Source organism: Micromonospora sp. NPDC093277 (genome assembly GCF_044765245.1).
Lineage (GTDB): Bacteria > Actinomycetota > Actinomycetes > Mycobacteriales > Micromonosporaceae > Micromonospora.
In genome coordinates this window covers 192,569-216,377 of record NZ_JBIWJO010000010.1, presented here as the reverse complement: position 1 = coordinate 216,377, position 23,809 = coordinate 192,569, and the positions used below count along the sequence as shown (strand labels likewise).

Here is a 23,809-nt window from a genome sequence, read left to right as displayed (position 1 = left end):
GGCCGCCCGGACGCGACCGGCCACGGCCCGGCCCGGCCACGGCACGGCACGGCCCGGAACACGACCGGCCACGGCACGGCGTGGCCCGGCCGCGGCACCACTGCCCGCGACCCGGCGCAGCACGGATCGGGCGGCCGTGCCGACCAGGCGGCCCACGGTCAACGGGTAGATCGCGGCGACGCCGAGGGCGGCCAGGCCGACCGCGCCGGAGATCCGGGCGGCCCGTTCCAGGTGCGGCGCCTCGGGCCGGGGCCCGTCGCCGAGGAACGGCCGGGTCTCCGAGCGCCCGAAGTAGACGTTGCGCCCGCCCAGCCGTACGCCGAGCGCGCCGGCCATCGCCGCCTCGCACTGGCCGGCGTTCGGGCTCGGGTGGTCGTTGCGGTCCCGGCGCCAGATCCGCCGGGCGGCGCTCCGGTCCCCGCCGGCGGCCGGCGCGAACGCGATGGTCAGCAGCCCGGTCAGCCGGGCCGGAACCAGGTTGAGCAGGTCGTCCAGGCGGGCGGCCGCGGTGCCGAAGCGGGCGTAGCGGGGCGAGCGGTGCCCGACCATCGCATCGAGCGTGTTCGCCGCCCGGTAGCCGAGCAGGCCGGGCAGCCCGGCGATCGCACCCCAGGTCAGCGGTGCGACGACCGCGTCGGAGGTGTTCTCGGCGACCGACTCGACGGTGGCCCGGGCCAGCTCCGGCTCGTCGAGCGTGGCCGGGTCCCGGCCGCAGAGATGGTTGAGCCGGCCGCGGGCGGCGGGCAGATCACCGTCGCGCAGCGCCCGGGCCATCACCGTCGACTCGTGCCGCAGGGCGCGGCCGCCCAGCACGGTCCAGGTGCCGGCGGCCACCAGTGCCGCACGGGCCAGCGGTCGACGTCGGGTGGCGAGCGTGGCGGCGACACCGAGCAGCACCGGCGCACCCACGGCCAGCCCGGTGAACGCGGCACCGGCCGACCGGTCCGGCCGGTAGATCCGCCGCTCCAGGGCCCCGGCCGCGCGGCCGAAACCGGCCACCGGGTGCCACCGGCGGGGATCACCCAGCAGCGCGTCCAGGGCGTAGCCCGCCACCAGTCCCGCCGCGTTCGCCATCGCGGTCGCCTGACGCACCGTCACCACCTCCGGCCGGCAAGCCTAGTCGTACGGCGGGGTGGCCACCTCGGCGTCGCCACCCCGCCCCTGCACGAAACGGCCGCTCAGGCCGGCACCGGCGTCCGTCGCCGCCCCCGGCGACCCGGACCGGTCGAGGTGACACCGCCGGCCTCGGGCGCGGAGGCCCCGTCGCCGCTGCCCTCGTCGGGCTCGGGGGCCAACTCGTCGTCCCCCTCGTCGTCGTCACCGGCCGGCTCGTCGAACGGGTCGACCAACCCGTCGACCTCACCCGCCGGCCCGCCCGAGCCGCCCAGCAGAACGTCACCCGCCGGCCCGCCCGGATCGCCCGAGAGCTCGTGGCCGGGCCGTCCGGCGAACTCCGGCAGCTCGTGCCCGGCCCGTGCGGCGAACGCCGGCAGCTCGAACTCGTCGTCGAAGGGCCGGTCGTCGAGGGTGGCCGGTGCCTGCGCGTCCGGCACCGACTCGGTCTCCTCGCCGTGCACCCGGCGTTCCGCCTCGGCGTCCTCGACCGTGCTGGTGGTCGCGCCGGGCCGGTTGCGCAGGAACCTGCCCCGGCCCCGGGACAGGTCGTGGCCGACCGCGACCGCCTCCAACTCGTAGAGGGTGCGGTGGTTGCCCGCGTCGTCGGTCCAGTCGCGGGTGTAGAGCCGGCCGACGACGACCACCGGGTCGCCGACCATCACCGAGGCGGCCACCCCCTCGGCCAGCTTGCGCCAGCAGTTCACCCGCACCCGCAGGCTGTTCCCGTCGACCCAACGGCCGCTGTCCCGGTCCAGCCGGCGAGCGGTGGAGGCGACCTTGAAGTTGGCCACCAGGGTGTTGCTCTGGGTGGTGCGGCGCCACTCCGGCGCGGTCAGCACATTGCCGACGATCGTTACATAGGTGTCGAACATCGCCCCTCCACGAAGACTCGGCTTGTCAAGGCCGAGCCTCGACCGGCGGAAGCCCGGTCACCAGCCGCGCCCGGCCAGCCTGTGGACGAACGGATCGGCTGTGGACAACCACCTGATCAAGGTCCCGTCTGCTAGGGACCAGAGCCCCTGTGGCGGTGGCCTGCGGCGCAGCATGATCAGAAGTGCCGACCGGGACACCGGGGACAGGGGTTCCGGACGCGGCCCGACCGGGTAGGAGCCGATCAACCGAGAGAAAGGGCAGCGAGATGATCATCCGCGCACCCCGTACCGACGCCTGTGGGGCCGGGCGATGAGCGCCGTGGCGAACCCCGCGACCGTGGCCGAGTGCCTGCGGATCGGCGCCGGGTTCTCCCAGGGCGACCGCACCTGGATCGCCGAGCGGTTCGTCACCCTGGACGCCCGGCTCGCCGGGTTCCACGCCGACGCCACCGAACTGGAGGTGTCGGTCAAGGATCGGGAGGCCCGGGGACAGAAGGTGACCCTGGAGTGCTGGATCGCGGGCCGGCAGAAGATCGTCACCACCTCCGTCGAGGAGGATCTGCACGCCGCGCTCAACGACGTCCGGGACGACCTGCGCCGCCGGCTCAACGACGCGAAGACCCGGCAGGAACCGCGTAACAACAAGCACCTGCGCGAGGGCCACCACGCCGAGGTCGTACCGGCCCAGGCCGAGGCGGTTGACGAGCGGGCCGACGCGGAGACCGCCTGAGTGCTCCCCCGCTCCCGTTCGCGGCGGTGCGACGGACGGGAGCGGGGGCCTACCGCCGGGTAGCATCGCGGCGTACCGTCGCGGTCGTGGAAGCCGATGTGCTGGGACCGCCGTACGAGCGGCAGACGATCGACCTCGGCGGCGACGACGAGGGTCCGGTCGTCGCGACCCTGGTCCGCCGGCGGGCCGAACGCCCCACCCGCCGGGCGGTGCTCTACGTGCACGGCTTCGTCGACTACTTCTTCCAAACCCATGTCGCCGACTTCTTCGCCGCGCGGGGCTGGGACTTCTATGCCCTCGACCTGCGCAAGTACGGCCGCAGCCTGCTGCCGCACCAGACCCCGAACTTCTGCCGCGACCTGAGCGACTACTTCCCCGAGCTGGATGCCGCCGCCGAGATCATCCGCACCGACGAGGGGCACGACACGCTGCTCGCCATGGGTCACTCCACCGGCGGCCTGATCATGTCGCTGTGGGCGCACGCCCGCCGCGAGGCCGGCCTGGTCGACGGACTCTTCCTCAACAGCCCCTTCTTCGACATCAACGCCCCCTGGCTGGTCCGTCGGCCCATCGCGGCCGCCGTCTGCCGGCTGGGCCGCCGGGCGCCGCACCGCGCCCTCCCGTTCCGGTTCGGCACCGTGTACGGCGAGAGCCTGCACGCCGACCACCGCGGCGAGTGGCGGTACGACCTGGCCTGGAAGCCGCTCGCCGGGTTCCCGGTGAGGGCCGGCTGGCTCAACGCGATCCGCGCCGGCCAGCGACAGCTCCGGGCCGGTCTGGACATCCCGGTGCCGGTGCTGCTGGCCTGCTCCACCCGCAGCTACCGGAGGATGAAGTGGCACGAGTCGGCCACCGTCGCCGACGCCGTGCTGGACGTGGAGCACATTGTGCGCTGGGCGCCCCGGCTCGGCCGGCACGTCACCCTGGCCCGCTTCGACGGCGGGCTGCACGACCTGACGCTCTCCAGTCCCGCCGTACGGGAACGTGTCCTCGCCGAGGCCGGCCGGTGGGCGGAGGCGTTCCTCGGCGCCGGCCCGACGCCGGACGCTCTGCCGGCGGCGCGCCAGCCGGCCGACGACCGGACCGGCGCCGCCGCCGAAGGCTGAGCCGGAAGGGTCAGCGGTAGCCGGCGGTGGCCGCCGCGATGGCCGAACTGATCCGGTCGAACGTCGCGACCCGGTGACCGCCGTGCTCGCCGGGCAGCACCAGGCCGAGGCAGCTCAGCGCCAGTTCCCCTTCGGCGCGCGTCCCGACGCCGAACACGGGCGCGCCGACGTACCCCGCCGGCAGTTCGGCGGTGACGCGCAGGTCGTCGCCGTCCCGGACCACCCGTTCGATCCCTGCCTCCAGCTGCCGCGACCCGTCGTCGGCGACGCCGAGCGCCAGCACGAACGCCGCGCTCGGCTCGGCGCCGATCCCGGCAATCGCGTCGGCCTGCGCGGCCACCGCGTCGGTCACCTGCTGGGTACGCCACCACCAGCCCTCGTCCTCGGCGTATCCGTGCAGCCCACCGGTGGGCATGGCGGCGACGCCGATCTCCGGAAGGTGCAGCCACTGGCCGGCGAGGTCGGGCAGCAGAATGCGGTCCGGTGCCGCGTCCGCAGGCTCCGCGACGCTCGGCCGCAGACCGATTTCCCCGTACGCCGATGTTGTGGCCGCGTCGGCGGTCAGCAGCCACTCGTGCACCACGTCCCCGTCGTCGGTGGCACCGACCAGCTCGCTGTAGAAGAAGGCGGTGGCGAAGCCGTCCACGGCCGCTCCGGGGCGGTCGAACCGGCTCAGCGGCAGAATGGACCGCCCGAGCAGCTGGCACAGCTCGTAGACGATCTCGTTCTCGGTCTCCTGATCGAGCAGCACGACGCAGAGGGTACAAACCGGTCCGGGCGGCCCGCGCGCGGGGCGTAACCGGGCTGCCGGAATGGGACAGCTCGTGCGACCCTGGGCAACGGCGTGGCCACGACCACCCGTTCCCCCGACGACGCCGGGGGCGGCGGTACCCTCTTGGCGCGACACGTCGACGCGCGCCCGTAGCTCAGCGGATAGAGCAGGGGACTTCTAATCCCAAGGCCGCAGGTTCGAATCCTGCCGGGCGCACCACCGTCACCCCAGGTCAGCGGCCGATAGCTTCCGGTCCAGTCGGTCACCACGGCTCCCGTACGGCCAAGTCAGCCAACAAGCTGCCTCGCGGCCTCGTCCCGCTGCCGATCTTCTAGCGGATGGCATTGGAACAGTGGCACGCTGGCTCCGCGGAGGTACGCTCGCGGACGTCATCCTCTGGTCGGCAATCGAAAGCGGGGCGGATATGACCGGGCTGGCCGCTACCGCGCTGGCGTCGATCCTCGTCCTGCTCGTCGTGCTCAGTGTCGACGCCTGGGTTTATGCGGATGCCAAGAAACGACAGAGGAGCGGAAACGCAGCCTCGGTTTCACTTGGCACCTTCCGTGTCGAGAGCCCGGAGGCGTGGTTCCTCGGTTGTGTGATCCTGTGGGTGGTGTTCGTCCCGCTCTACCTGACCACGACAGGGCGCAACCCCTTCGCTCGCAACCGCGGCTGACGATCCCGACCCCTGATTCAGGGGCGGCCTCCCCCTACCGCCCCCTGACGCACCGTCCCCGGACCGGCTTTCATGGACGCCCCTCGTCCTAGTCAGACTCGTGCCCATGCCGCACGCCCGGTTCTTCTTCGACGCAGGGTCTGGGGGGCTCCTGTGGCCAACCGGCCAACAGGACCAGGATGCCTGGGAGTATCCGGTACGCCTGGAGGCGCTGCCGATCAGCGCGGCCCTTCGGGATGAGCTGACCCGGTTGGTCAAGTGGTACGACGGATCACTGAACTGGGACTATCCGCCTGACCCAGGGCCATGGCGCGAGCCGGAATGCCGGGCCTTCAACACGGCCGTTCGGCGGGCACTTGACCAGCTACGCGCCGAACTCGGCGAGCGGTGGGTGATCGCGGACGGATTTCACGAGGTGCACGAGGATCCGGACCTCGATCGGTACCTCGCCGACCCGGTCAGCTTCCGGCGATGACCTGCGCCGGCCCCAGCAGCCGACCTCCAAGACCGACGCGGCTCGACCCGCCCGAACCGGCCCGCAAACGAGGCGAGCACCCCGGCCCAAACCGGCTCCCACCCGACAGGTTTACGCGGTGGCGCGCGGCGACCGCCAGATCTGAAGTTATGTCCACAACGTACAGACGATCACGCGGGAACCAGAGGCCGACGGCGTCCGTCACACCAGTTGTCGGGTACCGGCACGTGAGTGGGCGGATGGACGAGGGAGTGGCATGGCACGACGCAGCGCGACAACGTTGGCGGTGCTGATGTCGCTGGCAACGGTCGGATGCACCTCCTCTACCGCGCCAGATGAGGCGCCGGCCGGAACGACCGGTGTGGGCAAGACATCCGCTGAGGTGGCGTTCGACTTACGCACGCACTGCGGCATTGATGAGGCGAGGTTCGAAGGCCGCTACTACGAGGCGGTTCATCCGCTCTCCGACGGAAGTGGCAACCCTCCGGATGGTTGGGGCAACCCCTACCAAAGTGGCACGATGCAGGTTGTCTCGGCCAACGAAGCAGAGTTCCGCGACGGGGCGGGACACGTTGTACTGTTCCGCCTTCGACCGCAGGCGACGGCCTTTCAACGCCTGTGCTTGGACTGACGGCGACCCAAAAGTCCGCTTACGCACTGCTACCCTCCACGCTCGTGATTGGAGCAAACAGCGCAGGTGCTGCCGATGAGTTTTGCGCCCGCATCGAGGCCGCTGCCGCAGGCACGCCGTATCGGATGTGCCGGACGGAGCGGGGATTCGACCTGACCGTGGACGTCAACGTCCCACAGTGGCAGGCGCTGCTGACCCGTCGCCGGATCACCCAGGTGAACACCTACCGCGTCGCGCTACGTCCGGAGAAGAAGATCTTCACCATGACGGACATTGTGCGCACCGTCGAGTTCAAGGCGGGCGTGGGCGGAGTGCAGCTGGGCAAGACTGCCTTCGTCGGCCGGAGCGTGTCCGTCACCTCGTACCAGGCATTGGACGGCTCCGATCAGTACACCTTCTCGTCCGGTGAGGGCCACCATCTGATCCGGAGAGCGGCCGGGGAGTTGGGCTGGCAGGAGGCTCAGCCCGCCGTCGTGAAGATCGCCGCTGGCGTCGCAATCCTCGGCGGCCTCGGCGGCCTCGCCGCAGTGATCACCCTCGCCATCACCAAGTGGCTCTGAGCTGAGGGCGGCGCTATTGCCTCTCGACGGTCACGCCCAACTCAGTGACGGCCAGGTCCGCCAGGCCCGGCAGTTGGTCCGGGGCGAGGGTGACGCCAGCGAGGTTGGACAGGCCGGCTTTGAGGCCCGACAGGTCGTTACCGCGTAGGTCCGCGCCGCGTAGGTGGCAGCCGTCAAGTTCCGCGCCCATCAGCTTGCAGCCCGACAGCGCGCATCGCTCGATGGCGGTCTCGAAGGCCGTCGCTCTGCTCGGTCCGCGCCCGCCGTGAGCGCGTACGACAAGTGCCTGAGCATCGCCTGTACGACCTTCAACTTGGCCCCGGCCCTAGAGCCGTCGTGGCCGCCCCGTGGCGAAGATCGTGCAGGCGGATCGGCGGGAAGTCCAAGCGCTTGACGAGGCGATCGATGGAGGTGTGGCCGCTCTGGGACGACACCGACGTGCCGAGGCGCTGTTGTCGTGTCCACGGTCGTCACCCGATTGGAGTGCTCATGTCGAGGGGCAGATCCTTGTTGGTTTCGACGCTGATCCTTACGGCCCTGACGGGTTGCAGCCACGCCGACGAGAGACCGTGCCTTTTGATCAATGCCCCGAAGGGGATCGGCGTCACCATCAACTCGGCGATTGCGGAGCGGATTGACACAGCAGAGTTGACCTTGTGCTGGGACAGTTCCTGCCAGCCACGGCCGGTCGGCCTGCGGTCTGGTTCCAAGATCGCTGGCGACGGTTGCACCGGGAGCGGAGCCGATGCCGTCTGTGTCGCGCGTTCGGAGCCTACGGACGAGGAGGTGGGCTTTCTTGACCTGCCCAACCTGCCGTCCAGCCCGGTTGAGGTGACCGTGATCGTGACCGATCTGGCGGGCACCCGGATTGTCGATCAGACGTTGATGCTCGATTCGAGAACGGTTGATTCCCCCGGGGAGTGTGGCGGAAGGCCGCAGGGGTGGATCACGGTCGACGCCGACGGGTGGGCGCGTGCGGCCGGCTAGATCGGCCGCACGAAGCGCTGTGGAGGCAGCGTGCTGCCGTCCACACGGCGGGTCCAGTCGGCCACCACGGCCCCGTACAGCCGAAGAGCCGACGCCGTGCAGGACGGCACATTTCCCGGCGTCTCGATGGTCTTGACGGACGAGTCATGAAAGGGTGTCCTGATGAGCGTCACGTTCACTGTGAGTCACCGGGCCGGCATCCTGGGTGTCGGCTACGAGGGCCGCTCGATCGATGAGTTCGTGGCGGGTTTGGTGGACGTAGGCGTCAGGCGCCTGATTGACGTCCGAATGACGCCGATCTCTCGGAAGCGCGGCTTCAGCAAGTCGGCCCTCAGTCAGGCACTCGCTGCACAGGGCATCGCGTACGAGCACCGCCGGGAACTGGGCAACCCGAAGGAAAATCGCCCTGGCTTCGGTGGCAGTCCCGAGGAACTGCGTTCCGCCCGTGCTGTTTACGCTTCGCGGCTACACCGCGCTGACTCCTTGGCTGTGCTCGACGCGCTCGCCGAGACGGCACAACGCGAGCTGATAGCGCTGCTCTGTTTCGAGGCGGACGAGAGCCGGTGCCACCGCCAAGTAGTGATGGATGCGCTCGCCAACCGGATGACTACCGCTTCGGCCAGTACACGCCCAGCACGCTGAAGACGTGAACCCGCTTGGCTTGGTTGCCGACGTAGAAGGCGACGGCACGGTTCGGCGCGCACATCTCTCCCAGAAACTTAGCCTCCAGCGCTTCCCGAAGCGCAGCATCTGAGTAGCCAGCGAGCCGGCGTTGCAGAGCCACCAACTCCCAGTCAATGACGTGCTGCTTGTGCCCGTTGCACCCGCGTTCATGGCAGCGATAGTGATATGCCGCCTTGAAGCGGGGCGCCTCTAGCGGAGATCTGCTCAAGCCGCTGAAGAGATCCGGCTGATTCGCGTACGCATCGATCTTGCGTTGCTCGTCAGGGGTCCAGCCAGGATGCGGCGTAACCTTCAGGCCGCGAACTTCTTTGGGACGCACGAGGGCCAGCGATTGCGCGTCCGCGCGCTCCCGAGCCTCGCTGTTGAGCCGGCACATCGAATCCTCTACAGCCGGATCGAGCAACGGCTGTCGCGGCCTCCAGCCGTCGAGATGCCGCTCCTTCTGTAACCGATCCATGATCGGCTTCCAGCTCTCACGCCGTTGATCCTGCCGTGCCGGTTTGGCATCAACGGAGATGATGTCGTACTTCTTGAATGCCTCGTCGCTGTCGAGGTGCCGGAAGTTGATCGGATAGAGGCGCACCCACGTCGGCCTCAGCACGTCCGTCCGCAACCCTGCCACGCAGACGGTCTCCCCGTACTTCTCTGAGGGGTTCGGTGCAGCCTTCACCGTGATTAGTAGCTGCAGCCGAACGGTGCGGTCGTCCGCAGGCTTCGGGTCGGGTCCGGCCTCACTGGACCCGAAAAGCGACATCTGGGACACCGCGCCTCCAGCCAGGTAGCTGCGAGTAGTCACACAATCACTGAGGGGTTCAGGTTCTCATGAATCGACGGGCGCGCATAGGGGCCGTAGTGCGGCACGTGGTGCGAAGCGCAGGCAGTTCAAGGCCATCGAGCCGCCACCGTCGCCCTTGACGAGCTGCACGCCAGGTACACCTCGACCAGCTGTGCACCGAACTCGGCGAGCAGTGGGTGATCACGGACGCATTCGAGGGGGTACACGAGGATCCGGACCTCGATCGGTACCTCGCCGACCCGGTCAGCTTCCGGCGATGACCTGCGCCGGCCCCAGCAGGAGACCGGAGGGGCGCATGTCCCACTCAGCTGCCCCGGGGTAGCACTCCGTCTGCTTGACCCTCGACCTGGTCGAGCCATCAGGATCATCGGGTCAATCATTCAATGGGAGTGATGGTGGATCTCGGAAATCCGGTGCTCAAGCTGTGCCAGGACGGGATGCAGGCGGAGGCGGAGGGACGGCCAGCTGACGCACGGGCGTTGTTCGAACAAGCCTGGGCGGGGCGTACCGACAACTACGACGCCTGCGTCGCCGCACACTATCTCGCCCGGCAGCAGGACAACCCCGAGGAGATCCTGCGGTGGAACCAGGCGGCGCTGCGGCATGCCGACGCCGCCAGCGACGACAAGGTCGCCGCCTTCTACCCTTCGCTGCACGTCAGTGTGGCGACGGCTTACGAACGGCTGGGCAACACGATCGCGGCGCGCGCCGCCTTTGAGCGGGCAGCCAACCATGTCGCCGCCCTGCCGGCAGACGCGTACGGCGAGCACCTTCGGGCGGCCATCGCCGACGGTCTTCGCAGGCTGAGCTGACTTCTTGGCCTTCTTTCGGTTCCCGCACACATAGCGGCCCACAGCCAGCCTGCCCAGAGGTCTGGCGGCTGCCCGACAAGGAGATTGGCCGCTCCTGGAAGACTCCCCGCATGACTTACGACCTGGCGGTGTGGGAAGGCGAGCAGCCCACGGACGATGTTGAGGGCGGGCAGGTCTTCCAGCAACTCTACGAGAAGTACATCGACGCGGACGATGAAACGACGCCGACACCGCGCATCCGGGCCTACGTCGACGCACTGCTGGAGCGGTGGATCGACATGACCGAGGACGAAGAAGACCTCAGCCCGTGGTCGGACGGCCCGATGATCAACAATGCATCGGGGCCGATCATCTACTTCGCGATGCGGTACAGCATGTGCGAGGAGGTGTCGGCCGAGGCAGCGAAGATAGCGGCGGAGCGAGGTCTGATCTGCTTCGACCCCCAATGGAGCCGGCTGCGGCCAGCACGCGAGGAACATCCGATCGGGCCATCCGCAAGCCAGTAGCGGGCCGGCACAACGGGCATCAGCGCTGCATGGCGGCCTAGCTGATACCGGGGAGCACGGCGAGCAGGCTGTCGGCACCCTTGCGGACCGCATCGTCTTGGTCATCGAGCAGTGTCGCAAGCACCGTTTGGAGGTTAGTGCGCTGAGGATCAGTCGAGTCAAGCCAGAGGCCGTAGCTGGTGGCGCCATAAAGGTAGTCAGCGATTTCTGACAAGTGGGTGCTGTCCACCTCTGAATGAGCTCGATGCCAGCCTGCGGCGAACGGACGGAGCGCTGCTCTGTCGCCGCTCTTGATCAAGGCTTCCGCAGTCACCCGAACGGGAAAGGTGTTGTCGTCGTCCAGCAAGAGCTTCAGCAGCACCTGGTCGACAGCCTCTGATCCAGCGAACCGGCTCAACTCGGTGCCAGCGCGCGCACGCTCCGAGTAGTCATCCGACTTGGCCCGACGCAACAGTGTCTCGACTACGTCCGTCAAGAGGAGCCTCCTCGAAGAACTGGTGGGCGGATCGTACCGGCCTCACGTGGCCCCATTGGTGACGGTGCGCGGGCGATCGGGACGGCGGGCGCGCCTGTTACCCGCCGGACAACAGGAAACGTCGGGGTGGCATAGCCTTCTGGAGGCGTCATCCGAGGAGGCATCATGATCGGAAAGATTGCCCGGCACCTTGCTGGTGCGGCTGCCGCCTGGTTGGTGTTCGTCGTGCAGGGGGTCGTCGCATACGTTGGACAACTCGCGTATGCGGTGGTGGCCGATGCGGATACGGGCGGTCCGCTCGCGGGACCACTGCTGGTGCTGCTTGCCGGCGGGGTGGGCGTCGCCCTGGTGCCGCTGCTGTTCGTGCCAGCCGGGTTGGTCAGCGAGGTCGCCACGAAAAGCGGTCGACTACTCCCGAAGTTGCTGATCGCATTCGCCGTCGCCGCTGCGCTGGCCACGATCTACATTACCGTCGTGGCAGTGGCAACCGACGTACCGATCATCGGCGCATTGTCGGCGTGCCTGGGCGGCGTGGTCGCTGTGCTTGGCCCTACTGCGGTCCATGTCGGCGTCTCTCACGGCACGCTGAGCATCGGCTCGATCTGGCGGCGCTTTCGGCCGGCTGCACCTGGGGTCCGCATTTAGCTGCAGCTGGCGAGGCGGATCAAGGCTCCCGGGTCGAGGAAGCGACGGCTGCGGCGATCGCCTCCGCCACGCACTCATAGTCCTTGGCCAGCGGCCCAACCAACTGCGGTTCGGCCTCGACTGCCTCGACCAACCCACGCACCAGGTCGCGAACCCTGGCCTCGTGCGATGGCTGATGGATGCGAGGGTGCCGCCGATGGAAGCTGTGCCAGCGGCGCAGGCCGATGTCGACGAGGCGCTCGCGGTCATCGGGTGCGGCGATCGGACATCCTTGGTCCCACAAGTCGGTCAAAGCCGCCAACGCGACCGCGCGAGCTGGTTCGGCCACCCTCGCCTCCTCGTTGCTTGCGCTGACCCGTGGCGACCGTACAACCATCCGTACGGCCAGGCCCGCCCGAAAAGCCTCCAGCCACGAGGTGATCCGTTCTCTACGACGCCCCGTCCAAACCCAGGGCACCCGGCAACCCGTGAATGAACTCAGCGCGTTCGGGCTCCGCTGCCGCAACCTGCTCCAGCAGATCACGGAACTCCTGACGTTCATCGGAGTTCATCTGGCCGAGCAGGTATGCGATCCCTTCCAGCGTATTCAGACCGGTGCGCTCTGTATCCCAGCCCGATTCGACGGACTCGGCCAACGTACCAATTGCCGTCAGGAGTGCCCTGGCAAGGTGGTTGGCGATCATCTGCGTGCCCTCCGCATTTCGGATGCAGTGCCTGAGAAGACGCTATTGCCTCTCGACGGTCACGCCCAACTCAGTGACGGCCAGGTCCGCCAGGCCCGGCAGTTGGTCCGGGGCGAGGGTGACGCCAGCGAGGTTGGACAGGCCGGCTTTGAGGCCCGACAGGTCGTTACCGCGTAGGTCCGCGCCGCGCAGGTGACAGCCGTCCAACTCCGCGCCCATCAGCTTGCAGGAGCGTACGGCGGCGTTGGGTAGGCGGCAGGAGGTCAGCGTGGCGTTGGTCAATACGCAGTCCACGAACGCGACCGCACCGGTCGCGACGACGAGCCGCAGCGAGGCGTAGTCGAAGCGGCAGCCTTCGAACAGCACGTCCTTGAGGGTCACGCCGGACAGTCGCGCGCCGGTGAGCTTGCAGCCCGACAGCCTGCACCGCTCGACGGTGAGCCCGGACAGTTCCGCGCCGGACAAGTCCACGCGGTCCAGCTCACAGCCGAATACTCGGCCGCCGTCCCACACCGACTCGCCAAGGTCGACACCGATGAGGCGACTGCTCTGCCACCGCACCTCGTCCAGCCGCGCCCGCGTCCAACGCACACCGTCGACATCAGCTTCTTGCAGGTCGTCGCTCTGCTCGGTCACCGCGTCCAGGTCACGGGGATCGAGGTCCGGCAGCAGGATCGACAGGTCCCCGAATGTTCTGGTGTGCACGCTCTCTCAACTCACTCACGCGGGGAGCGGTCACCCGATCCCCGAACATGCGGGCCTCCATCAGGGCTCCCGTGCGGACCGGCGGCAGAACCGGCCACGACAGGAAACGATCAAACAATTCCTCACTACCGGGCGTGTCTGCGCGCAGCTTCGCCAAGTCGTCCACCGCATCACCGAGGCAGCCCGCAAGGTACACGAACAGGCTCACCCGATCTCGCTCGTATTCGGCCAGTAGCGCGAGCTTGGCCTCACCGCACGGCCACCGATGGCCGCAGGCGCGACACAGCCAGATCGGCCGGATCGGCGTGTGCGGACGCCGTGTCACCGGGGCCGCCTTGCCCGGCCCGCTGTCGTCATAGTTCCCCCGGCCTGTGCGTGCGGTGCGCCGTCGTCGGGGCTGTCCAGGACCAGCCGGAACCGCGTCTTGGCATCGGCACCAGCGCGCGCAAGCGACTCGTCCAACATGACCTGTATGGACATCTTCAAGGAGGTGGAAGCGGTCCGGCGTTCCCACCCCGAAACGGTCTCCCTGGCCACCCTGAGGAATTCAGCAAACGCACCCACGGTCATCCGCAGCGCCTCCCGCAGCGCCCGGGACTCCCGCCCGGTCCACCGCCCGACCGCCACGCCGCACCCGCAGCCACCCGACCCCGCCATCGCGGCCTCGACGGCCGGCGGGGCCGGCTGCTCGTGCTCAAGGTTGATGCCCGCCGTCTGCATGCGGCGGTCCCGCGCAAGCGCGTCCACCTGATCGAACGCCGCAACCAGCGCACCACCAGCGCCGACCTCAGCGTCAGCACGCTGCCAAAACTGGCGAGTACTGCGGTCCCGACCGATCTCGACATTCGCAATCGAGCTTCGCGAGTAGCAGATACGTCGGCAAGCTCCACCTGTGTCAACCCGGCCGCGTCGCACCACGCGGCCAGTTGCCGACCCAGCCGTTGACGCGCCTCAGCCACCTGATCCGGCGTGATCCGGTCCCCGGCCGACGTGATCCGCTCTCCGCCACCGATGCGACCCGGCCGAGCCGGCACCCGCCGAACCAACCCGCCCGCCCCCGGCTGCCTATCCGCGATCACGACCGCGCCTGCCGCTCGTTCAGCGCGTACACCCGCGCCCCGCCAACCACCATCGGCGCATCGACGACCGCCGGAACGACGCCGCCGGCCGCAACGGTGCCGGACAAGTCGATCAGCAGATGGACCGGTCCGGCCAGCACCGCACCGCCGGGCGACTCGTCATGACACACCACCGTGAAAGCCGCATCCCCGTTCACACTGACCTGCACCGCCGCCGCACCGGCCGGCACCATCACAGACGCGCCACCCATCCCGTACGCAGGCGTGTCCCCCGGGTCGACGGCCACCCCCGGTGGCACCGCCGTATGCCGGTCGATCGGCACGGCGTTGGACGGCCCGGCAGCCAAGGCCGGTTCTGCCGGGTGTCTGGGGTCCTTGGCGTGGCCCTGGATGACGAAGAGGCCAAGCTCAGCGTCCGTGGCCTTGCCCAACACCGCCCGCAACGCCGCCCGATAGTGCGCCGACGGCCACCGAGTATCACCACGCTCAAGACCGCCGATGTACCGGGCAGCGATAGCGGTCCGGCGCCCCATGTGCTCGTACAACCACGCGTTCACCGCCTCGGCCAACTCCTGCCGCGACATCGGCCGACCCGACCCCGAAGGAGACCGCAACGCCTGCCGCGCCGCGCGGACCAGATGATTCGGTCCCGGTTGATACGCCACTACGAAAAGTCCATTCCTGGTCGCCGCTTGGTCAAGCGGTGGGGAGTTCCGGAAAGCAGATGAACCCGCTCGACAGCGATGAGGGCCGGAGCAGCACCCTCACCCATGGTTCATGCCGCGCCATCACGACGGGGATCGGCGGAAGGGGCCCCAGGCCACGAACCGTTTGAACAGTTCCTCCGGGCTCGGCCCGCCCTCCGGGTTGAGGCGGTAGAGATCCCTCATCGCCTCATACATCAGACCCGCCAGGTAGATCGACAGGCCCTGGTGGTTACGGTCGTGCTCAGCCCTCAACATCAGCCGGGCCGTGCCGCACGGCCACGGCTGACCACACGCCCGGCAGGCCCACATCGGACGCAACGGAGTGTGCGGCGGGGTGCTCTGCGTCCGGTAGCGCGGACGATCCGGCTCCGGGCAGGAGCCCGGAGAGGGCAACATCGTCATGATCATCGACGCCTCCCGTCGGCTCGCCGCTCCTGGCCCGGGGTCAGGGTTACGCGGTCGTCTCCGTAGTGATGAGAGCGCAACTCCGCGCACCTCGTCATCAAGGGCCGGTTGCCCGCGACCGGCATTAGCACCGTGGGCCCGTACCACTGGGCGACTCCGCGCACCGGCCCGGACACCATGTCAATCGGTTTGGCCTTGCGTTGAAACCACTTCCACCGAGGCACGTCTTTTACCTCCCGTCACGTCGTCTGGTTTCAGCCTGCGATCAACGGACTACGCTCGGAAGGAGGTCGATGCTTTCAGAGGCTTTCAACAGGGGGACCCGTGGACGACCTTGGCGCGCAGTTGCGGCAGGCTCGTACCGAGGCCGGGGTGACGCTGGCTTCGGTGGCGGCCCGATCGTGCTACTCGGCTTCGCATTTGAGCAATGTGGAGGCAGGACGGAGGGTCGCGACCCCTGACATCGTGCTCGCCTACGCGCGGGCGCTCGGGGAGGTTGACGTGAACCGCCGACAGGTGCTCGGACTCGCGGCCGGCGTCGTGGGCCCGGTCGTGGCTGGAGAACTCATCCGGGCTGGCTTCACCGCAGCCCTTGATGGCCGAGGGGCCGAAGAGAACTGGCGGGAGCGGGTTGACCAGTACGGCCGGGACTACATGGCCGTAGGCGCGGCGATCCTCCAAGCCAGGCTTGCGAGTGACCTCGTGATCCTCCAGCAGCACCTAGACACGCCATACATGTGGTCGCACGCCGCGCGGGCGCTGGTCACCTACGGGAAAACCACGCCCAACCCGGCCGAGGCGATCCGTTGGTACGACCTGGCGACAACGGCGGCGGACCGATCCGGCGATCTCGGAGTCCGCGTGTGGGTTCGGGGCCGAGCAGCTATCGCGCTCGCCTACGAAGGCGCGGCCCTTCCAACGGCCCGGCGGTACGCCGACCAAGCCCTAGCCCTGTCCGACCGGCCCTCGATCGGCCGCGTCCAGGCCCTCATGGCAGGAGCGCACGTCGCGGCAGGACGCGGCGACCAGGCGGGCGCGGTCGCGCTTGACACCGAAGCGCGGCGAGCCTTCGATCACGTCGCGTCGCCGGACGGCGAAGTCTCCGACACCGCCGTTCCGCCGTGGCGAATGGCGACCTTCCGCAGCATGCTGTACGCCCGCCTTGGGATGACTGGTCCAGGTAGCGAGGCTCAGGAAGAGGCCGACCGGACACGGCCGGCAGGACTCCCGCGCTTCGCGACGCACATCGAGCTACATCGCGGTCTGACGATGGCGAAGGCCGGCGACAAGGCTGGCGGCGTCGCGTACGCCCGGCGGGCTTGGGACGCACTTCCGGCCGAGCGGCGATCACAGAGCCTCGCGTTGATGCTGCGCGAGGTCGAGCGATCCTGACAGCGCGGCGGAGCCTACTGCGGCTGAGGGGAGCAGTAACACCTGGCCACCGTTCCAATTTCCTACCGCTGAGCAAAAGATTGAGTCAGGTCGCCATAGTGTCCATCACCCACGACCATGATCGGGATTCAACCCCTAATCCCAAGGCCGCAGGTTTGCATCCTGCCGGCCGACACCACTATCACCTCAGGCCAACGGCCTGCCGCTCCCGGTCCAGTAGGTCACTACGGCCCGTGTATTGCAGGACGTGCCGCAGGTTGTCGGCGTCCTCGATGGCGTGGCGGGTCACGGTAGGGGCTGGGTGACACGCATGCCGCGAAGACGCATGGGCTCTCCACCGGTGGGACAACCGCCCTGCCGCCACCGATGATCACCAACTATTCCGTGGGAAGCCTTTAATTGGAGGATGACGACCCTCCACGCGAAGCCTTCCACCCTGCGGCCACCGGACCGGGTCACCCGTCGACTGCTCGGCTGCGGTGCCATCGGCGCGCCCCTGTTCGTCATCGTGTTCCTCGTTGAAGGTGCGGTGCGACAGGACTACCGCCCGCTGCGCGACCAAGTGAGCGGCCTGGCCATCGGGCAACGCGGCTGGGTGCAGATCGCCAACTTCATCATCTGCGGTGTCCTCATGCTCGCGCTCGCCGTCGGACTGCGCCGGGCGCTGCGCCCAGGCACGGTCGCCGTGGTGGCGCCGGTCCTGGCAGGGCTGTACGCGTTGGGCCTGATCGCATCTGGAGTGTTCGTCACCGACCCGCGAGACGGATACCCACCGACCAGCCCGAGCGGACAGGCCGCGGCGCATACCTGGCACGGAGACGCCCACAACGTCGCCGGCACCGTGGTCTTCCTGGCGCTGCCGGTCCTGTGTTTCGTGGTCGCTGCATGGTTCACGCGACGCAGCCGTCAGTGGCTGTGGGCCGCGTACAGCGTGGCAACGGGTGTGGCAATGCTGGCGCTCATCCAGGGCCTGGCCGTCGAAGACCACGGCGGGCTGTATCAACGGCTCACCATCGTGGCCGGCTGGGGATGGCTCACCGCGCTCGCACTGCACCTGCGCCGACGGGCCACCACGGCGCCGGCCGAGGTGCTGGCCCATCTCCCCGGCACCTGACCCACCCCAGTGGACAATGGAGAGATGGACAGCGTCGCGCAGTTGATTATCGTCCGTCACGGGCAGAGCACCGCGAACGTGGCCTTCGCCGACGCCCAGGCGCGGGGCCTGGCCGACCACGGCCTCACCGGCCGCGACGCTGATATCGAACTATCTCCGCTGGGGTGGGAGCAGGCCGGACACCTCGGTCGCTGGCTCGCCGGCCAACCCGTCGACCAGCGTCCCGAGGTGGTCGTCTGCTCCCCGTACCTGCGGGCCCGCCAGACCTGGACCCGGGCGGCCGAGAGCGCCGCCGAACTCGGCGTGACCTGCCCGCACGCCATCGTCGACGAGCGGCTGTGCGACCGGCTCATGGGCGACCTGGAACTGCTCACCCCGATCATGATCGCCAACCAGTTCCCCGCCGAAGCCGCCCGGCTGACCGCCGACGGCCTCTACGCCTACCGCCCACCAGGTGGCGAGGCGTTCCATGACGTCGCCGAGCGGGTCAAGGCCGTTCTGGACGACGTCAACCGGGCACACTCCGGCCGGCGGGTCCTCGTCGTCGCCCACGACGCCGTGGTCGTCGCGGTACGTCACCTCATCGAGGGCCTGTCGTTCACCGACCTCGACGCGATCCTCGCCGTCACCCCGGTGTCCAACACATCGATCACCCGCTACGCCCACGCCAGGGGGCGCCTCGGCCTGGTCAAGTTCGCCGCCACTCCACACCTGCGGCCCGGCGAAGAGGACCACGCCCACCTCGGCCGATGAGAGCTGCACGGACAGCAGGAGCCGTCGCGGAGCCGGATCAGCCGCCCTACGCGTGGAGAAGTCGGTCGCCGGTCGTGCCCACCCCTGCTTGACTCCATCGGATGATTACCGAGGAGAGGCTGCGATCGTGTCTGGCGGACGCGTGGGGTGTCACTGACGCGACGGTGGAGCCGCACCACGGCGGCATGAACTCGGCGACCTGGTTCGTAACCGCCGGTGAGGAGCGTTGGGTCGCCAAGTCGGTCGTGCCGGGGTCACGCCGCTCCTTCCTGGGCGGACTCACCGTCGCCGGCCACGTCGAGGCAGCGGGAATCTCAGTGGGCGCACCGATAGCGACCAGGCAGGGGACGATCGTCGCGGACGTCGAGGGGTTGCCTCTGGCACTGCTGCGCCGGGTCGACGGGGACGAACTGTCCGGCGGCACCCCTGACGAGCAGCGGCTGATCGGCCGGACCCTCGGCCAGGTGCACAAGGTGTTGCGGGATGTCCCGGTCGGGGAGGCCGACCAGTTCCATTGGGTGGACGTTCGGGCCGCCCATCTGGCGATCCGGCCTTGGGTCCGGCCGGCGGTCGCCGCCGCCGTGGCGGCGTACGAAGCTCTTGATCCCTCGGCTCTCTCCTGGGGCCTGTTGCACACCGATCCCGCCCCGGGGGCCTTCCTGCTGGACGGACGTACCGGAGTATGCGGCCTGATCGACTGGAGCGTGGCGATCAGAGGCCCACTGCTCTACGACCTCGCCTCGGCGGTGATGTACGTCGGCGGCCCGCAGCGGGCCAACTGCCTGATCGAGGCGTATCTGACGAGCCGGAATCTCTCCCACGCCGAGGTGGAGCACGGGCTGCTGACCATGTTGCGGTTCCGCTGGGCGGTGCAGGCTGACTACTTCGCCCGCCGCATGGCAACCAATAACCTGACCGGACTCGCCGGCAATGAGGGAAACGAACAGGGCCTGGAGGACGCACGCCAGCAGCTGAGCCAGGCTCGGTCGAACCCGCAATCTGCGATCACGCCTGCGGAGGCCCGAGATGAATGACCAGGAGGGTGCACACATGGGCCAGGAGAACGTGAGCGCCATCCTGACCATCGTCGCCGCTCGGTCCGTCCGAGGCCAAGGTCACCCTCACCTACGACTGGTCGGCGGTGCCGCAGTCCATCCGGGAATACCTCCACTTCCCGCCGTTCGGCTCTGAGCATCTCGCCAACTCGCTGCACCACCTGGCGTCGTTGGCCGCCATATAGGGTGCGGTCGCGAGGGTGCCCGGATCAACGCGCGACCTGCTGGCGGTGGGGTCCCCCGTGCCTCAAGGGCGCTTACGGTCACCGGCCGGCGGCAACGGTGTAGCACGTTCCTCGTACACCTGGATCTCCGCGCGGAACCGGTAAGCCGCCGGGTGCCAGATCTCGTCGAACGGCCCCATCACGTCGCCGCCGATCCCGCGTCGGCGGACCCGGGCCGCAAGCCACGCGAGGAGCGCCAGGAAGGCGGCGAGGGAACCGATGACCAGCAGGATCGCCGCGAGTTCCGCCATGGGACCACGTTACGGCACGCCAGGGGCACGTGGCCGGGCGCCGATCACTGGCACCCGTCCGGCGACTCCTGGTCACACCCGCTGCACATAGGCGGCCCGCCACTCGGGCGAGGGGTCCGCGCCCGGACAGGTCCAGTACTCGCGGCCGTCGACGATCTTTCCGTCCCGTACCGTCCAGAACGACGCCACCTGGTGGAGCCCCGCCGTGTCGTGCGGGACCTCCACCTCGGACACCACCGTCTCGCCGTCGGCCACGATCCGGAGCACGTTGATCGTCCACCCCTCCGGGTACTCCGCGTTGATCCGCACGTAGTTCTCGCGACCCACGATCCGCTCGGCGCTGACCGGCCACTCCACCACCAGGTCATCAGCCAGCAGCTCACCGAGCCCTGCCCAGTCACGGGCCTGCATGCGATCCCACAGCTCCTGAACGATCTTCGTCGACTCCATCAGCGCATCCTGGCAGGGCACCCTGACAGGATGCGCCTCACCGCACGTGCTCGGGGCGTACGCCGATGCCGACCAGCCGGGCGGGGATGGCCTGCAGCCTGGGGAACCGCTTCAGCAGGCGGATCGGTGCCGGGGCCGCGATCCGGCCGGTGGCGTGCAGCAGCGGGTCGACGACGCGCCGCTGCGCGGCCCGCTGGACGTTCTGGGTCACCGCGGTCGGGAAGTGCCGGCGCTTCTGCACCGCGGCGAGGTCCGCTTCCGTCACCGGCTGCCCGGCGGCGAGCTTCGGGCCCAGCATCCAGGCGGTGGCCACGGCATCCTGGACCGCCAGGTTGATGCCGACGCCGGCGATCGGGGACATTGCGTGGGCGGCGTCGCCGATGAGCAGCACGCCTGGCCGGTGCCAGCGTTCCAGCCGGTCCAGCTTCACCGTCAGCAGTTTGACGTCGTCCCAGGTGGCGAGCTCACCGACCCGGTCGGCGAGGATCGGGTGCCGCCGCGCCACCTGCTCCCGCAACGCGTCGAGCCCGGCCGCGCGGATCTCGTCGTAGCCGCCCTTGGCGATGAGGTACGCGCACTGGTAATAGTCGCCGCGGTCGATGGCGAGCATCAGCCCGCCGGAGCCGATCCGCATCGCCAGGCCGTCGCCGTCGGTGGGCCGGCGCGAGATCCGGAACCACAGCACGTCCATGGGCGCGCCGTAGTCGACCGGCCGCAGGCCGAGTTCCTGGCGTACCAGGGAATCGCGGCCGTCGCAGGCGACGGTGAGCGATGCCTCGATCTCCAGCGTGCCCTCCGGACCCGCGGCCCGCACGCCGGTGACGGTCCCGGACGCGTCGCGGAGCAGGCCCGTCGCGGTGGTGGCGCGCAGCAGCGTGAAGGCCGGGAACTTCGCCGCCTCGGCCGCGAGCATTTCCAGGAAATCCCACTGGGGTACGAAATACACGTAGTTGTGCGGCGCCGGCAGGCGGGTGAAGTCCACGACCGGATAGGTGCCGTCGTCGAAGGTGGCGTGCAGCCCGCCGACCCTGCGCCCGGGCAGTGCCGCCATCCGTTCGCCGAGCCCGATCTCGTCGAGCATGTCCAGGGTGGACGGGTGGACGGTGTCGCCACGGAAGTCCCGGAGGAAGTCGGCGTGCTTCTCCAGCACGGTGACCACCACCCCCTGACGGGCGAGCAGCAGCCCGAGGACGAGGCCCGCGGGCCCGCCGCCGACGACACAGACGTTGGTCTTCATCATCCTGCCCCCAATCGCAACTAGCGTTGCTTTTTGCAGTCTGGCATGATGGCGGCAGTAACGCAACAGCCGGTGCGATTAGAGGGGGTGTCCGATGTCCGTCGGCCAGCGACCGGGCGGGCGCAGCGCCCGCGTCCGCGCCGCCGTCCTCACGGCCGCCCGCGACCTCCTCCCCGACGGGTACGCCGAGCTGACCGTCGAACGGATCGCCCAGGCGGCCGGCGTCAACAAAACGTCGATCTACCGCCGCTGGACCGACCTGGAGGGCGTCCTCGGCGACCTGCTCAGCGAGTACGCCAGCGAGGTCGTCCCGATCCCGGACACCGGCAACCTCGACACCGACCTCGAAGAGCTGGCGTTGCTGATCCGGCGCGGCATGACCGGCGAACCCGGCGAGCTGATCACGGCCCTCGCCGCGGCCGCGCCCCGCAACCCGCGCGCCGCGCAGATCGTCCGCGGCTTCTTCACCGAACGGTTCGGGCTGGCCGAGGCCGTCGTCGGCCAGGCGGTCGCCCGCGGCGAGCTGCCCGACGGCACCGACGCCCAGGCCGCGATCGAGGTCCTGGGCGCGCCCTTCTTCCTGCGCCTGCTCGTCGTCGCCGAGCCCATCGACGAGGAGTTCGCCCGGCGTACGGCGGCGGCGGCCGCCGCCGCCCTCCGCGCCGGAGTCTTCAACCCGGCGCGCGGGCTGCTTCACTCCGCCGGATGACCGGCAGCGTCGTCACATGACGGTGCCGAAGGTGGGCTCGCCGGCGCTGTCGTAGGTCAGCATCGTCACCCCGCCGGCCGAGGTGCGGGTGCCGGTCAGCCGCAGGCCGGCCGGCGGCACCCCGTCGGCGCCCGTTGGACTGCTGGCGGGCGATGTCGTCCCGGCTGAACCAGTGGCGCAGATCACCGTATAGCTGTTTGTACACGGTGGGGTGTCCTGCCACGCAGCAGAGGCCGAGCACGATACCGACGGCGATGAGGACCGTCCGGGTCGCGTTCTTCTTCGGTGGCCCAATGGCCGGCTGCTAGGACATGCCGGCAAGAGTGGGAGCAGCATGCGACAAGAACAAGATGAGCTTTACGAGACCGTCGTCCACCATCGACGGGTGCCCCATCGCCGACGGGTCGAACCGGACATCCGGCGGTACTACACCGAGGTCTACGCCGAGGCGGACCGACTGCACCGCACGGCGCAGGGGCGCCTGGAGGCGAGACGCACCCGGGACCTGCTCGCGCGCCTGCTTCCCGCACCGCCGGCGGCGGTGCTCGACGTGGGCGGCGGCCCCGGCACGTACACGGGGTGGCTGGCCGCCTCCGGTCACCGGGTGCACCTGGTCGACCTGGTGCCGGCGCACGTGGCCGCCGTCAGGGCGGCGTGCCCGGAGGTGACGGCGACCGTCGGCGACGCCCGCGCGGTGCCGCTGCCTGACGGCTCGGCCGACGCGACACTGCTGCTCGGCCCGCTCTACCACCTGCCCGACCGGGCGGACCGGGTGGCCGCGCTGCGCGAGGCGGCGCGGCTGACCCGACCCGGTGGCCCGGTGGTCGGGGCGGCGATCAGCCGGAACGCGGCGCTGATCGAAAAGAGCGCGGAGGGCCGGGTGGACGAGTACAGCCGACCGCTCCTACTCAGGGCGTACGCCACCGGGGTCAATGACCCGGCGACCGGCTTCACCACCGCGTACTTCCATCGACCGGAGCAGTTGGTCGAGGAGTTCACCGCGGCCGGGCTGCCGGCACCCCGGCTGTACGGGGTGGAGGGTCCACTCTGGCCTCTGCTGGACGCGCTGGACACCGTCCCGGACGACCGGCTCTTCCATGACGCGGTGGCCTGCGCCGCAGCCTTCGAGCAGGACCCGGCAGTGCTCGGGGTCAGCGCGCACCTGCTTGCCGTCGCGACGGCCTGAGTCCGTCAGGAGCACG

The 23,809-nt window shown here is 69.4% G+C and carries 30 protein-coding genes, 1 tRNA gene and 2 pseudogenes; 18 read left to right on the top strand and 15 right to left on the bottom strand.

Going from position 1 to position 23,809, the window contains the following annotated elements:
• Positions 1–93 precede the first annotated feature (93 nt).
• Positions 94–1,092 (bottom strand): annotated as a pseudogene (locus ACIRG9_RS22900) (cobalamin biosynthesis protein); the annotation flags it as partial.
• Positions 1,093–1,178: 86 nt separating this feature from the next.
• Positions 1,179–1,988 (bottom strand): single-stranded DNA-binding protein, encoded by an 810-nt coding sequence (gene ssb / locus ACIRG9_RS22895; RefSeq protein ID WP_402859285.1) that lies wholly within the window; start codon positions 1,986–1,988, stop codon positions 1,179–1,181.
• 310 nt (positions 1,989–2,298) lie between these two features.
• Here ssb and ACIRG9_RS22890 point away from each other — a divergent pair, with 310 nt between their 5' ends.
• Both ACIRG9_RS22890 and ACIRG9_RS22885 read left to right on the top strand, forming a co-directional pair.
• Positions 2,299–2,718 (top strand): HPF/RaiA family ribosome-associated protein, encoded by a 420-nt coding sequence (locus ACIRG9_RS22890; RefSeq protein WP_402859282.1) that lies wholly within the window; start codon positions 2,299–2,301, stop codon positions 2,716–2,718.
• An 86-nt stretch (positions 2,719–2,804) separates the two neighbouring features.
• Complete coding sequence (locus ACIRG9_RS22885; protein ID WP_402859279.1) at positions 2,805–3,824, top strand: alpha/beta hydrolase; 1,020 nt, start codon at positions 2,805–2,807, stop codon at positions 3,822–3,824.
• Positions 3,825–3,834: 10 nt separating this feature from the next.
• On the opposite strand, the gene ACIRG9_RS22880 is transcribed toward ACIRG9_RS22885, so the two are convergent.
• Positions 3,835–4,575, bottom strand: a complete 741-nt coding sequence (locus tag ACIRG9_RS22880) for a hypothetical protein (protein ID WP_402859276.1) — start codon at positions 4,573–4,575, stop codon at positions 3,835–3,837.
• Between the two features lie 164 nt (positions 4,576–4,739).
• On the opposite strand from ACIRG9_RS22880, the gene ACIRG9_RS22875 reads away from it, so the two are divergent.
• The 5 genes from ACIRG9_RS22875 (at position 4,740) to ACIRG9_RS22855 (ending at position 6,938) form a co-directional block, all read left to right on the top strand.
• Positions 4,740–4,815: transfer RNA gene (locus ACIRG9_RS22875), tRNA-Arg, on the top strand.
• Positions 4,816–4,948: 133 nt separating this feature from the next.
• Positions 4,949–5,272: a hypothetical protein gene (locus ACIRG9_RS22870; RefSeq protein WP_402859273.1), complete on the top strand. Its 324-nt coding sequence runs from the start codon at positions 4,949–4,951 to the stop codon at positions 5,270–5,272.
• A 106-nt stretch (positions 5,273–5,378) separates the two neighbouring features.
• Positions 5,379–5,747 carry a hypothetical protein gene (locus ACIRG9_RS22865; protein WP_402859270.1) on the top strand — a complete coding sequence of 123 codons (369 nt, stop codon included), beginning with the start codon at positions 5,379–5,381 and terminating at the stop codon, positions 5,745–5,747.
• Positions 5,748–6,003: 256 nt separating this feature from the next.
• Positions 6,004–6,378 (top strand): hypothetical protein, encoded by a 375-nt coding sequence (locus ACIRG9_RS22860; protein WP_402859267.1) that lies wholly within the window; start codon positions 6,004–6,006, stop codon positions 6,376–6,378.
• A gap of 125 nt (positions 6,379–6,503) precedes the next feature.
• The gene (locus ACIRG9_RS22855; protein ID WP_402859265.1) at positions 6,504–6,938 is read left to right on the top strand and encodes a hypothetical protein; all 435 of its coding nucleotides are present in this window, start codon (positions 6,504–6,506) and stop codon (positions 6,936–6,938) included.
• Positions 6,939–6,951: 13 nt separating this feature from the next.
• Here ACIRG9_RS22855 and ACIRG9_RS22850 read toward each other — a convergent pair whose 3' ends face one another.
• A complete protein-coding gene (locus tag ACIRG9_RS22850) occupies positions 6,952–7,146 on the bottom strand; it encodes a pentapeptide repeat-containing protein (protein WP_402859478.1) in 195 nt (64 codons plus the stop codon).
• Between the two features lie 299 nt (positions 7,147–7,445).
• Here ACIRG9_RS22850 and ACIRG9_RS22845 point away from each other — a divergent pair, with 299 nt between their 5' ends.
• Both ACIRG9_RS22845 and ACIRG9_RS22840 read left to right on the top strand, forming a co-directional pair.
• Positions 7,446–7,925, top strand: coding sequence for a hypothetical protein (locus tag ACIRG9_RS22845; protein ID WP_402859262.1), 480 nt, complete (start codon positions 7,446–7,448; stop codon positions 7,923–7,925).
• 162 nt (positions 7,926–8,087) lie between these two features.
• Complete coding sequence (locus tag ACIRG9_RS22840) at positions 8,088–8,567, top strand: DUF488 family protein (RefSeq protein ID WP_402859259.1); 480 nt, start codon at positions 8,088–8,090, stop codon at positions 8,565–8,567.
• Here the strand turns inward: ACIRG9_RS22840 and ACIRG9_RS22835 are convergent.
• Complete coding sequence (locus ACIRG9_RS22835) at positions 8,533–9,372, bottom strand: hypothetical protein (RefSeq protein ID WP_402859256.1); 840 nt, start codon at positions 9,370–9,372, stop codon at positions 8,533–8,535. The genes ACIRG9_RS22840 and ACIRG9_RS22835 overlap by 35 nt on opposite strands.
• A 425-nt stretch (positions 9,373–9,797) precedes the next feature.
• On the opposite strand from ACIRG9_RS22835, the gene ACIRG9_RS22830 reads away from it, so the two are divergent.
• Positions 9,798–10,217: a hypothetical protein gene (locus ACIRG9_RS22830; RefSeq protein WP_402859253.1), complete on the top strand. Its 420-nt coding sequence runs from the start codon at positions 9,798–9,800 to the stop codon at positions 10,215–10,217.
• A 110-nt stretch (positions 10,218–10,327) separates the two neighbouring features.
• Complete coding sequence (locus ACIRG9_RS22825) at positions 10,328–10,723, top strand: hypothetical protein (RefSeq protein WP_402859250.1); 396 nt, start codon at positions 10,328–10,330, stop codon at positions 10,721–10,723.
• Positions 10,724–10,760: 37 nt separating this feature from the next.
• On the opposite strand, the gene ACIRG9_RS22820 is transcribed toward ACIRG9_RS22825, so the two are convergent.
• Positions 10,761–11,198, bottom strand: a complete 438-nt coding sequence (locus ACIRG9_RS22820; protein ID WP_402859247.1) for a hypothetical protein — start codon at positions 11,196–11,198, stop codon at positions 10,761–10,763.
• A gap of 165 nt (positions 11,199–11,363) precedes the next feature.
• Between ACIRG9_RS22820 and ACIRG9_RS22815 the strand changes: the two genes are divergently transcribed.
• Entirely contained in the window at positions 11,364–11,843 is a 480-nt protein-coding gene (locus tag ACIRG9_RS22815; RefSeq protein ID WP_402859244.1) for a hypothetical protein, read from the top strand.
• A gap of 19 nt (positions 11,844–11,862) precedes the next feature.
• On the opposite strand, the gene ACIRG9_RS22810 is transcribed toward ACIRG9_RS22815, so the two are convergent.
• The 6 genes and pseudogenes from ACIRG9_RS22810 to ACIRG9_RS22785 all read right to left on the bottom strand — a co-directional run bounded on the left by ACIRG9_RS22810 (position 11,863) and on the right by ACIRG9_RS22785 (position 15,425).
• Positions 11,863–12,171: a hypothetical protein gene (locus ACIRG9_RS22810; protein ID WP_402859241.1), complete on the bottom strand. Its 309-nt coding sequence runs from the start codon at positions 12,169–12,171 to the stop codon at positions 11,863–11,865.
• A gap of 100 nt (positions 12,172–12,271) precedes the next feature.
• On the bottom strand, positions 12,272–12,526 hold the full coding sequence (locus tag ACIRG9_RS22805) for a hypothetical protein (protein ID WP_402859238.1): 255 nt from the start codon (positions 12,524–12,526) through the stop codon (positions 12,272–12,274).
• Between the two features lie 42 nt (positions 12,527–12,568).
• Positions 12,569–13,231 (bottom strand): pentapeptide repeat-containing protein, encoded by a 663-nt coding sequence (locus tag ACIRG9_RS22800; RefSeq protein WP_402859235.1) that lies wholly within the window; start codon positions 13,229–13,231, stop codon positions 12,569–12,571.
• 88 nt (positions 13,232–13,319) lie between these two features.
• Positions 13,320–13,556: pseudogene (locus ACIRG9_RS22795) on the bottom strand (hypothetical protein); the annotation flags it as partial.
• A 750-nt stretch (positions 13,557–14,306) separates the two neighbouring features.
• Positions 14,307–14,894 (bottom strand): hypothetical protein, encoded by a 588-nt coding sequence (locus ACIRG9_RS22790; protein WP_402859232.1) that lies wholly within the window; start codon positions 14,892–14,894, stop codon positions 14,307–14,309.
• A 204-nt stretch (positions 14,895–15,098) separates the two neighbouring features.
• Positions 15,099–15,425, bottom strand: coding sequence for a hypothetical protein (locus ACIRG9_RS22785; RefSeq protein WP_402859229.1), 327 nt, complete (start codon positions 15,423–15,425; stop codon positions 15,099–15,101).
• A 321-nt stretch (positions 15,426–15,746) separates the two neighbouring features.
• Here ACIRG9_RS22785 and ACIRG9_RS22780 point away from each other — a divergent pair, with 321 nt between their 5' ends.
• The 4 genes from ACIRG9_RS22780 to ACIRG9_RS22765 all read left to right on the top strand — a co-directional run bounded on the left by ACIRG9_RS22780 (position 15,747) and on the right by ACIRG9_RS22765 (position 19,715).
• Complete coding sequence (locus tag ACIRG9_RS22780; RefSeq protein ID WP_402859226.1) at positions 15,747–16,814, top strand: helix-turn-helix domain-containing protein; 1,068 nt, start codon at positions 15,747–15,749, stop codon at positions 16,812–16,814.
• 406 nt (positions 16,815–17,220) lie between these two features.
• Positions 17,221–17,928, top strand: a complete 708-nt coding sequence (locus tag ACIRG9_RS22775) for a DUF998 domain-containing protein (RefSeq protein WP_402859223.1) — start codon at positions 17,221–17,223, stop codon at positions 17,926–17,928.
• A 24-nt stretch (positions 17,929–17,952) separates the two neighbouring features.
• Entirely contained in the window at positions 17,953–18,681 is a 729-nt protein-coding gene (locus tag ACIRG9_RS22770) for a histidine phosphatase family protein (RefSeq protein WP_402859220.1), read from the top strand.
• Positions 18,682–18,782: 101 nt separating this feature from the next.
• Complete coding sequence (locus ACIRG9_RS22765; protein ID WP_402859217.1) at positions 18,783–19,715, top strand: phosphotransferase enzyme family protein; 933 nt, start codon at positions 18,783–18,785, stop codon at positions 19,713–19,715.
• A 268-nt stretch (positions 19,716–19,983) separates the two neighbouring features.
• Here ACIRG9_RS22765 and ACIRG9_RS22760 read toward each other — a convergent pair whose 3' ends face one another.
• The 3 genes from ACIRG9_RS22760 to ACIRG9_RS22750 form a co-directional block, all read right to left on the bottom strand.
• Positions 19,984–20,211, bottom strand: a complete 228-nt coding sequence (locus ACIRG9_RS22760) for a hypothetical protein (RefSeq protein ID WP_402859215.1) — start codon at positions 20,209–20,211, stop codon at positions 19,984–19,986.
• Positions 20,212–20,283: 72 nt separating this feature from the next.
• Positions 20,284–20,661, bottom strand: a complete 378-nt coding sequence (locus ACIRG9_RS22755) for a nuclear transport factor 2 family protein (protein WP_402859213.1) — start codon at positions 20,659–20,661, stop codon at positions 20,284–20,286.
• 37 nt (positions 20,662–20,698) lie between these two features.
• The gene (locus tag ACIRG9_RS22750; protein WP_402859475.1) at positions 20,699–21,898 is read right to left on the bottom strand and encodes an FAD-dependent oxidoreductase; all 1,200 of its coding nucleotides are present in this window, start codon (positions 21,896–21,898) and stop codon (positions 20,699–20,701) included.
• Positions 21,899–21,992: 94 nt separating this feature from the next.
• On the opposite strand from ACIRG9_RS22750, the gene ACIRG9_RS22745 reads away from it, so the two are divergent.
• Positions 21,993–22,607, top strand: a complete 615-nt coding sequence (locus ACIRG9_RS22745) for a TetR/AcrR family transcriptional regulator (RefSeq protein ID WP_402859211.1) — start codon at positions 21,993–21,995, stop codon at positions 22,605–22,607.
• A 385-nt stretch (positions 22,608–22,992) separates the two neighbouring features.
• Positions 22,993–23,793: a class I SAM-dependent methyltransferase gene (locus ACIRG9_RS22740; protein ID WP_402859208.1), complete on the top strand. Its 801-nt coding sequence runs from the start codon at positions 22,993–22,995 to the stop codon at positions 23,791–23,793.
• The last annotated feature ends 16 nt before the right edge of the window (positions 23,794–23,809 follow it).

Coding starts and splice junctions, on each gene's coding strand:
- ACIRG9_RS22785 (WP_402859229.1), bottom strand. CDS start 15,425: ATGATCATGACGATGTTGCCCTCTCCGGGCTCCTGCCCGGAGCCGGAT.
- ACIRG9_RS22830 (WP_402859253.1), top strand. CDS start 9,798: ATGGTGGATCTCGGAAATCCGGTGCTCAAGCTGTGCCAGGACGGGATG.
- ACIRG9_RS22805 (WP_402859238.1), bottom strand. CDS start 12,526: ATGATCGCCAACCACCTTGCCAGGGCACTCCTGACGGCAATTGGTACG.
- ACIRG9_RS22865 (WP_402859270.1), top strand. CDS start 5,379: ATGCCGCACGCCCGGTTCTTCTTCGACGCAGGGTCTGGGGGGCTCCTG.
- ACIRG9_RS22890 (WP_402859282.1), top strand. CDS start 2,299: ATGAGCGCCGTGGCGAACCCCGCGACCGTGGCCGAGTGCCTGCGGATC.
- ACIRG9_RS22760 (WP_402859215.1), bottom strand. CDS start 20,211: ATGGCGGAACTCGCGGCGATCCTGCTGGTCATCGGTTCCCTCGCCGCC.
- ACIRG9_RS22770 (WP_402859220.1), top strand. CDS start 17,953: ATGGACAGCGTCGCGCAGTTGATTATCGTCCGTCACGGGCAGAGCACC.
- ACIRG9_RS22860 (WP_402859267.1), top strand. CDS start 6,004: ATGGCACGACGCAGCGCGACAACGTTGGCGGTGCTGATGTCGCTGGCA.
- ssb (WP_402859285.1), bottom strand. CDS start 1,988: ATGTTCGACACCTATGTAACGATCGTCGGCAATGTGCTGACCGCGCCG.
- ACIRG9_RS22745 (WP_402859211.1), top strand. CDS start 21,993: ATGTCCGTCGGCCAGCGACCGGGCGGGCGCAGCGCCCGCGTCCGCGCC.
- ACIRG9_RS22840 (WP_402859259.1), top strand. CDS start 8,088: ATGAGCGTCACGTTCACTGTGAGTCACCGGGCCGGCATCCTGGGTGTC.
- ACIRG9_RS22855 (WP_402859265.1), top strand. CDS start 6,504: ATGTGCCGGACGGAGCGGGGATTCGACCTGACCGTGGACGTCAACGTC.
- ACIRG9_RS22790 (WP_402859232.1), bottom strand. CDS start 14,894: ATGTCGCGGCAGGAGTTGGCCGAGGCGGTGAACGCGTGGTTGTACGAG.
- ACIRG9_RS22815 (WP_402859244.1), top strand. CDS start 11,364: ATGATCGGAAAGATTGCCCGGCACCTTGCTGGTGCGGCTGCCGCCTGG.
- ACIRG9_RS22775 (WP_402859223.1), top strand. CDS start 17,221: ATGACGACCCTCCACGCGAAGCCTTCCACCCTGCGGCCACCGGACCGG.
- ACIRG9_RS22825 (WP_402859250.1), top strand. CDS start 10,328: ATGACTTACGACCTGGCGGTGTGGGAAGGCGAGCAGCCCACGGACGAT.
- ACIRG9_RS22755 (WP_402859213.1), bottom strand. CDS start 20,661: ATGGAGTCGACGAAGATCGTTCAGGAGCTGTGGGATCGCATGCAGGCC.
- ACIRG9_RS22765 (WP_402859217.1), top strand. CDS start 18,783: ATGATTACCGAGGAGAGGCTGCGATCGTGTCTGGCGGACGCGTGGGGT.
- ACIRG9_RS22750 (WP_402859475.1), bottom strand. CDS start 21,898: ATGAAGACCAACGTCTGTGTCGTCGGCGGCGGGCCCGCGGGCCTCGTC.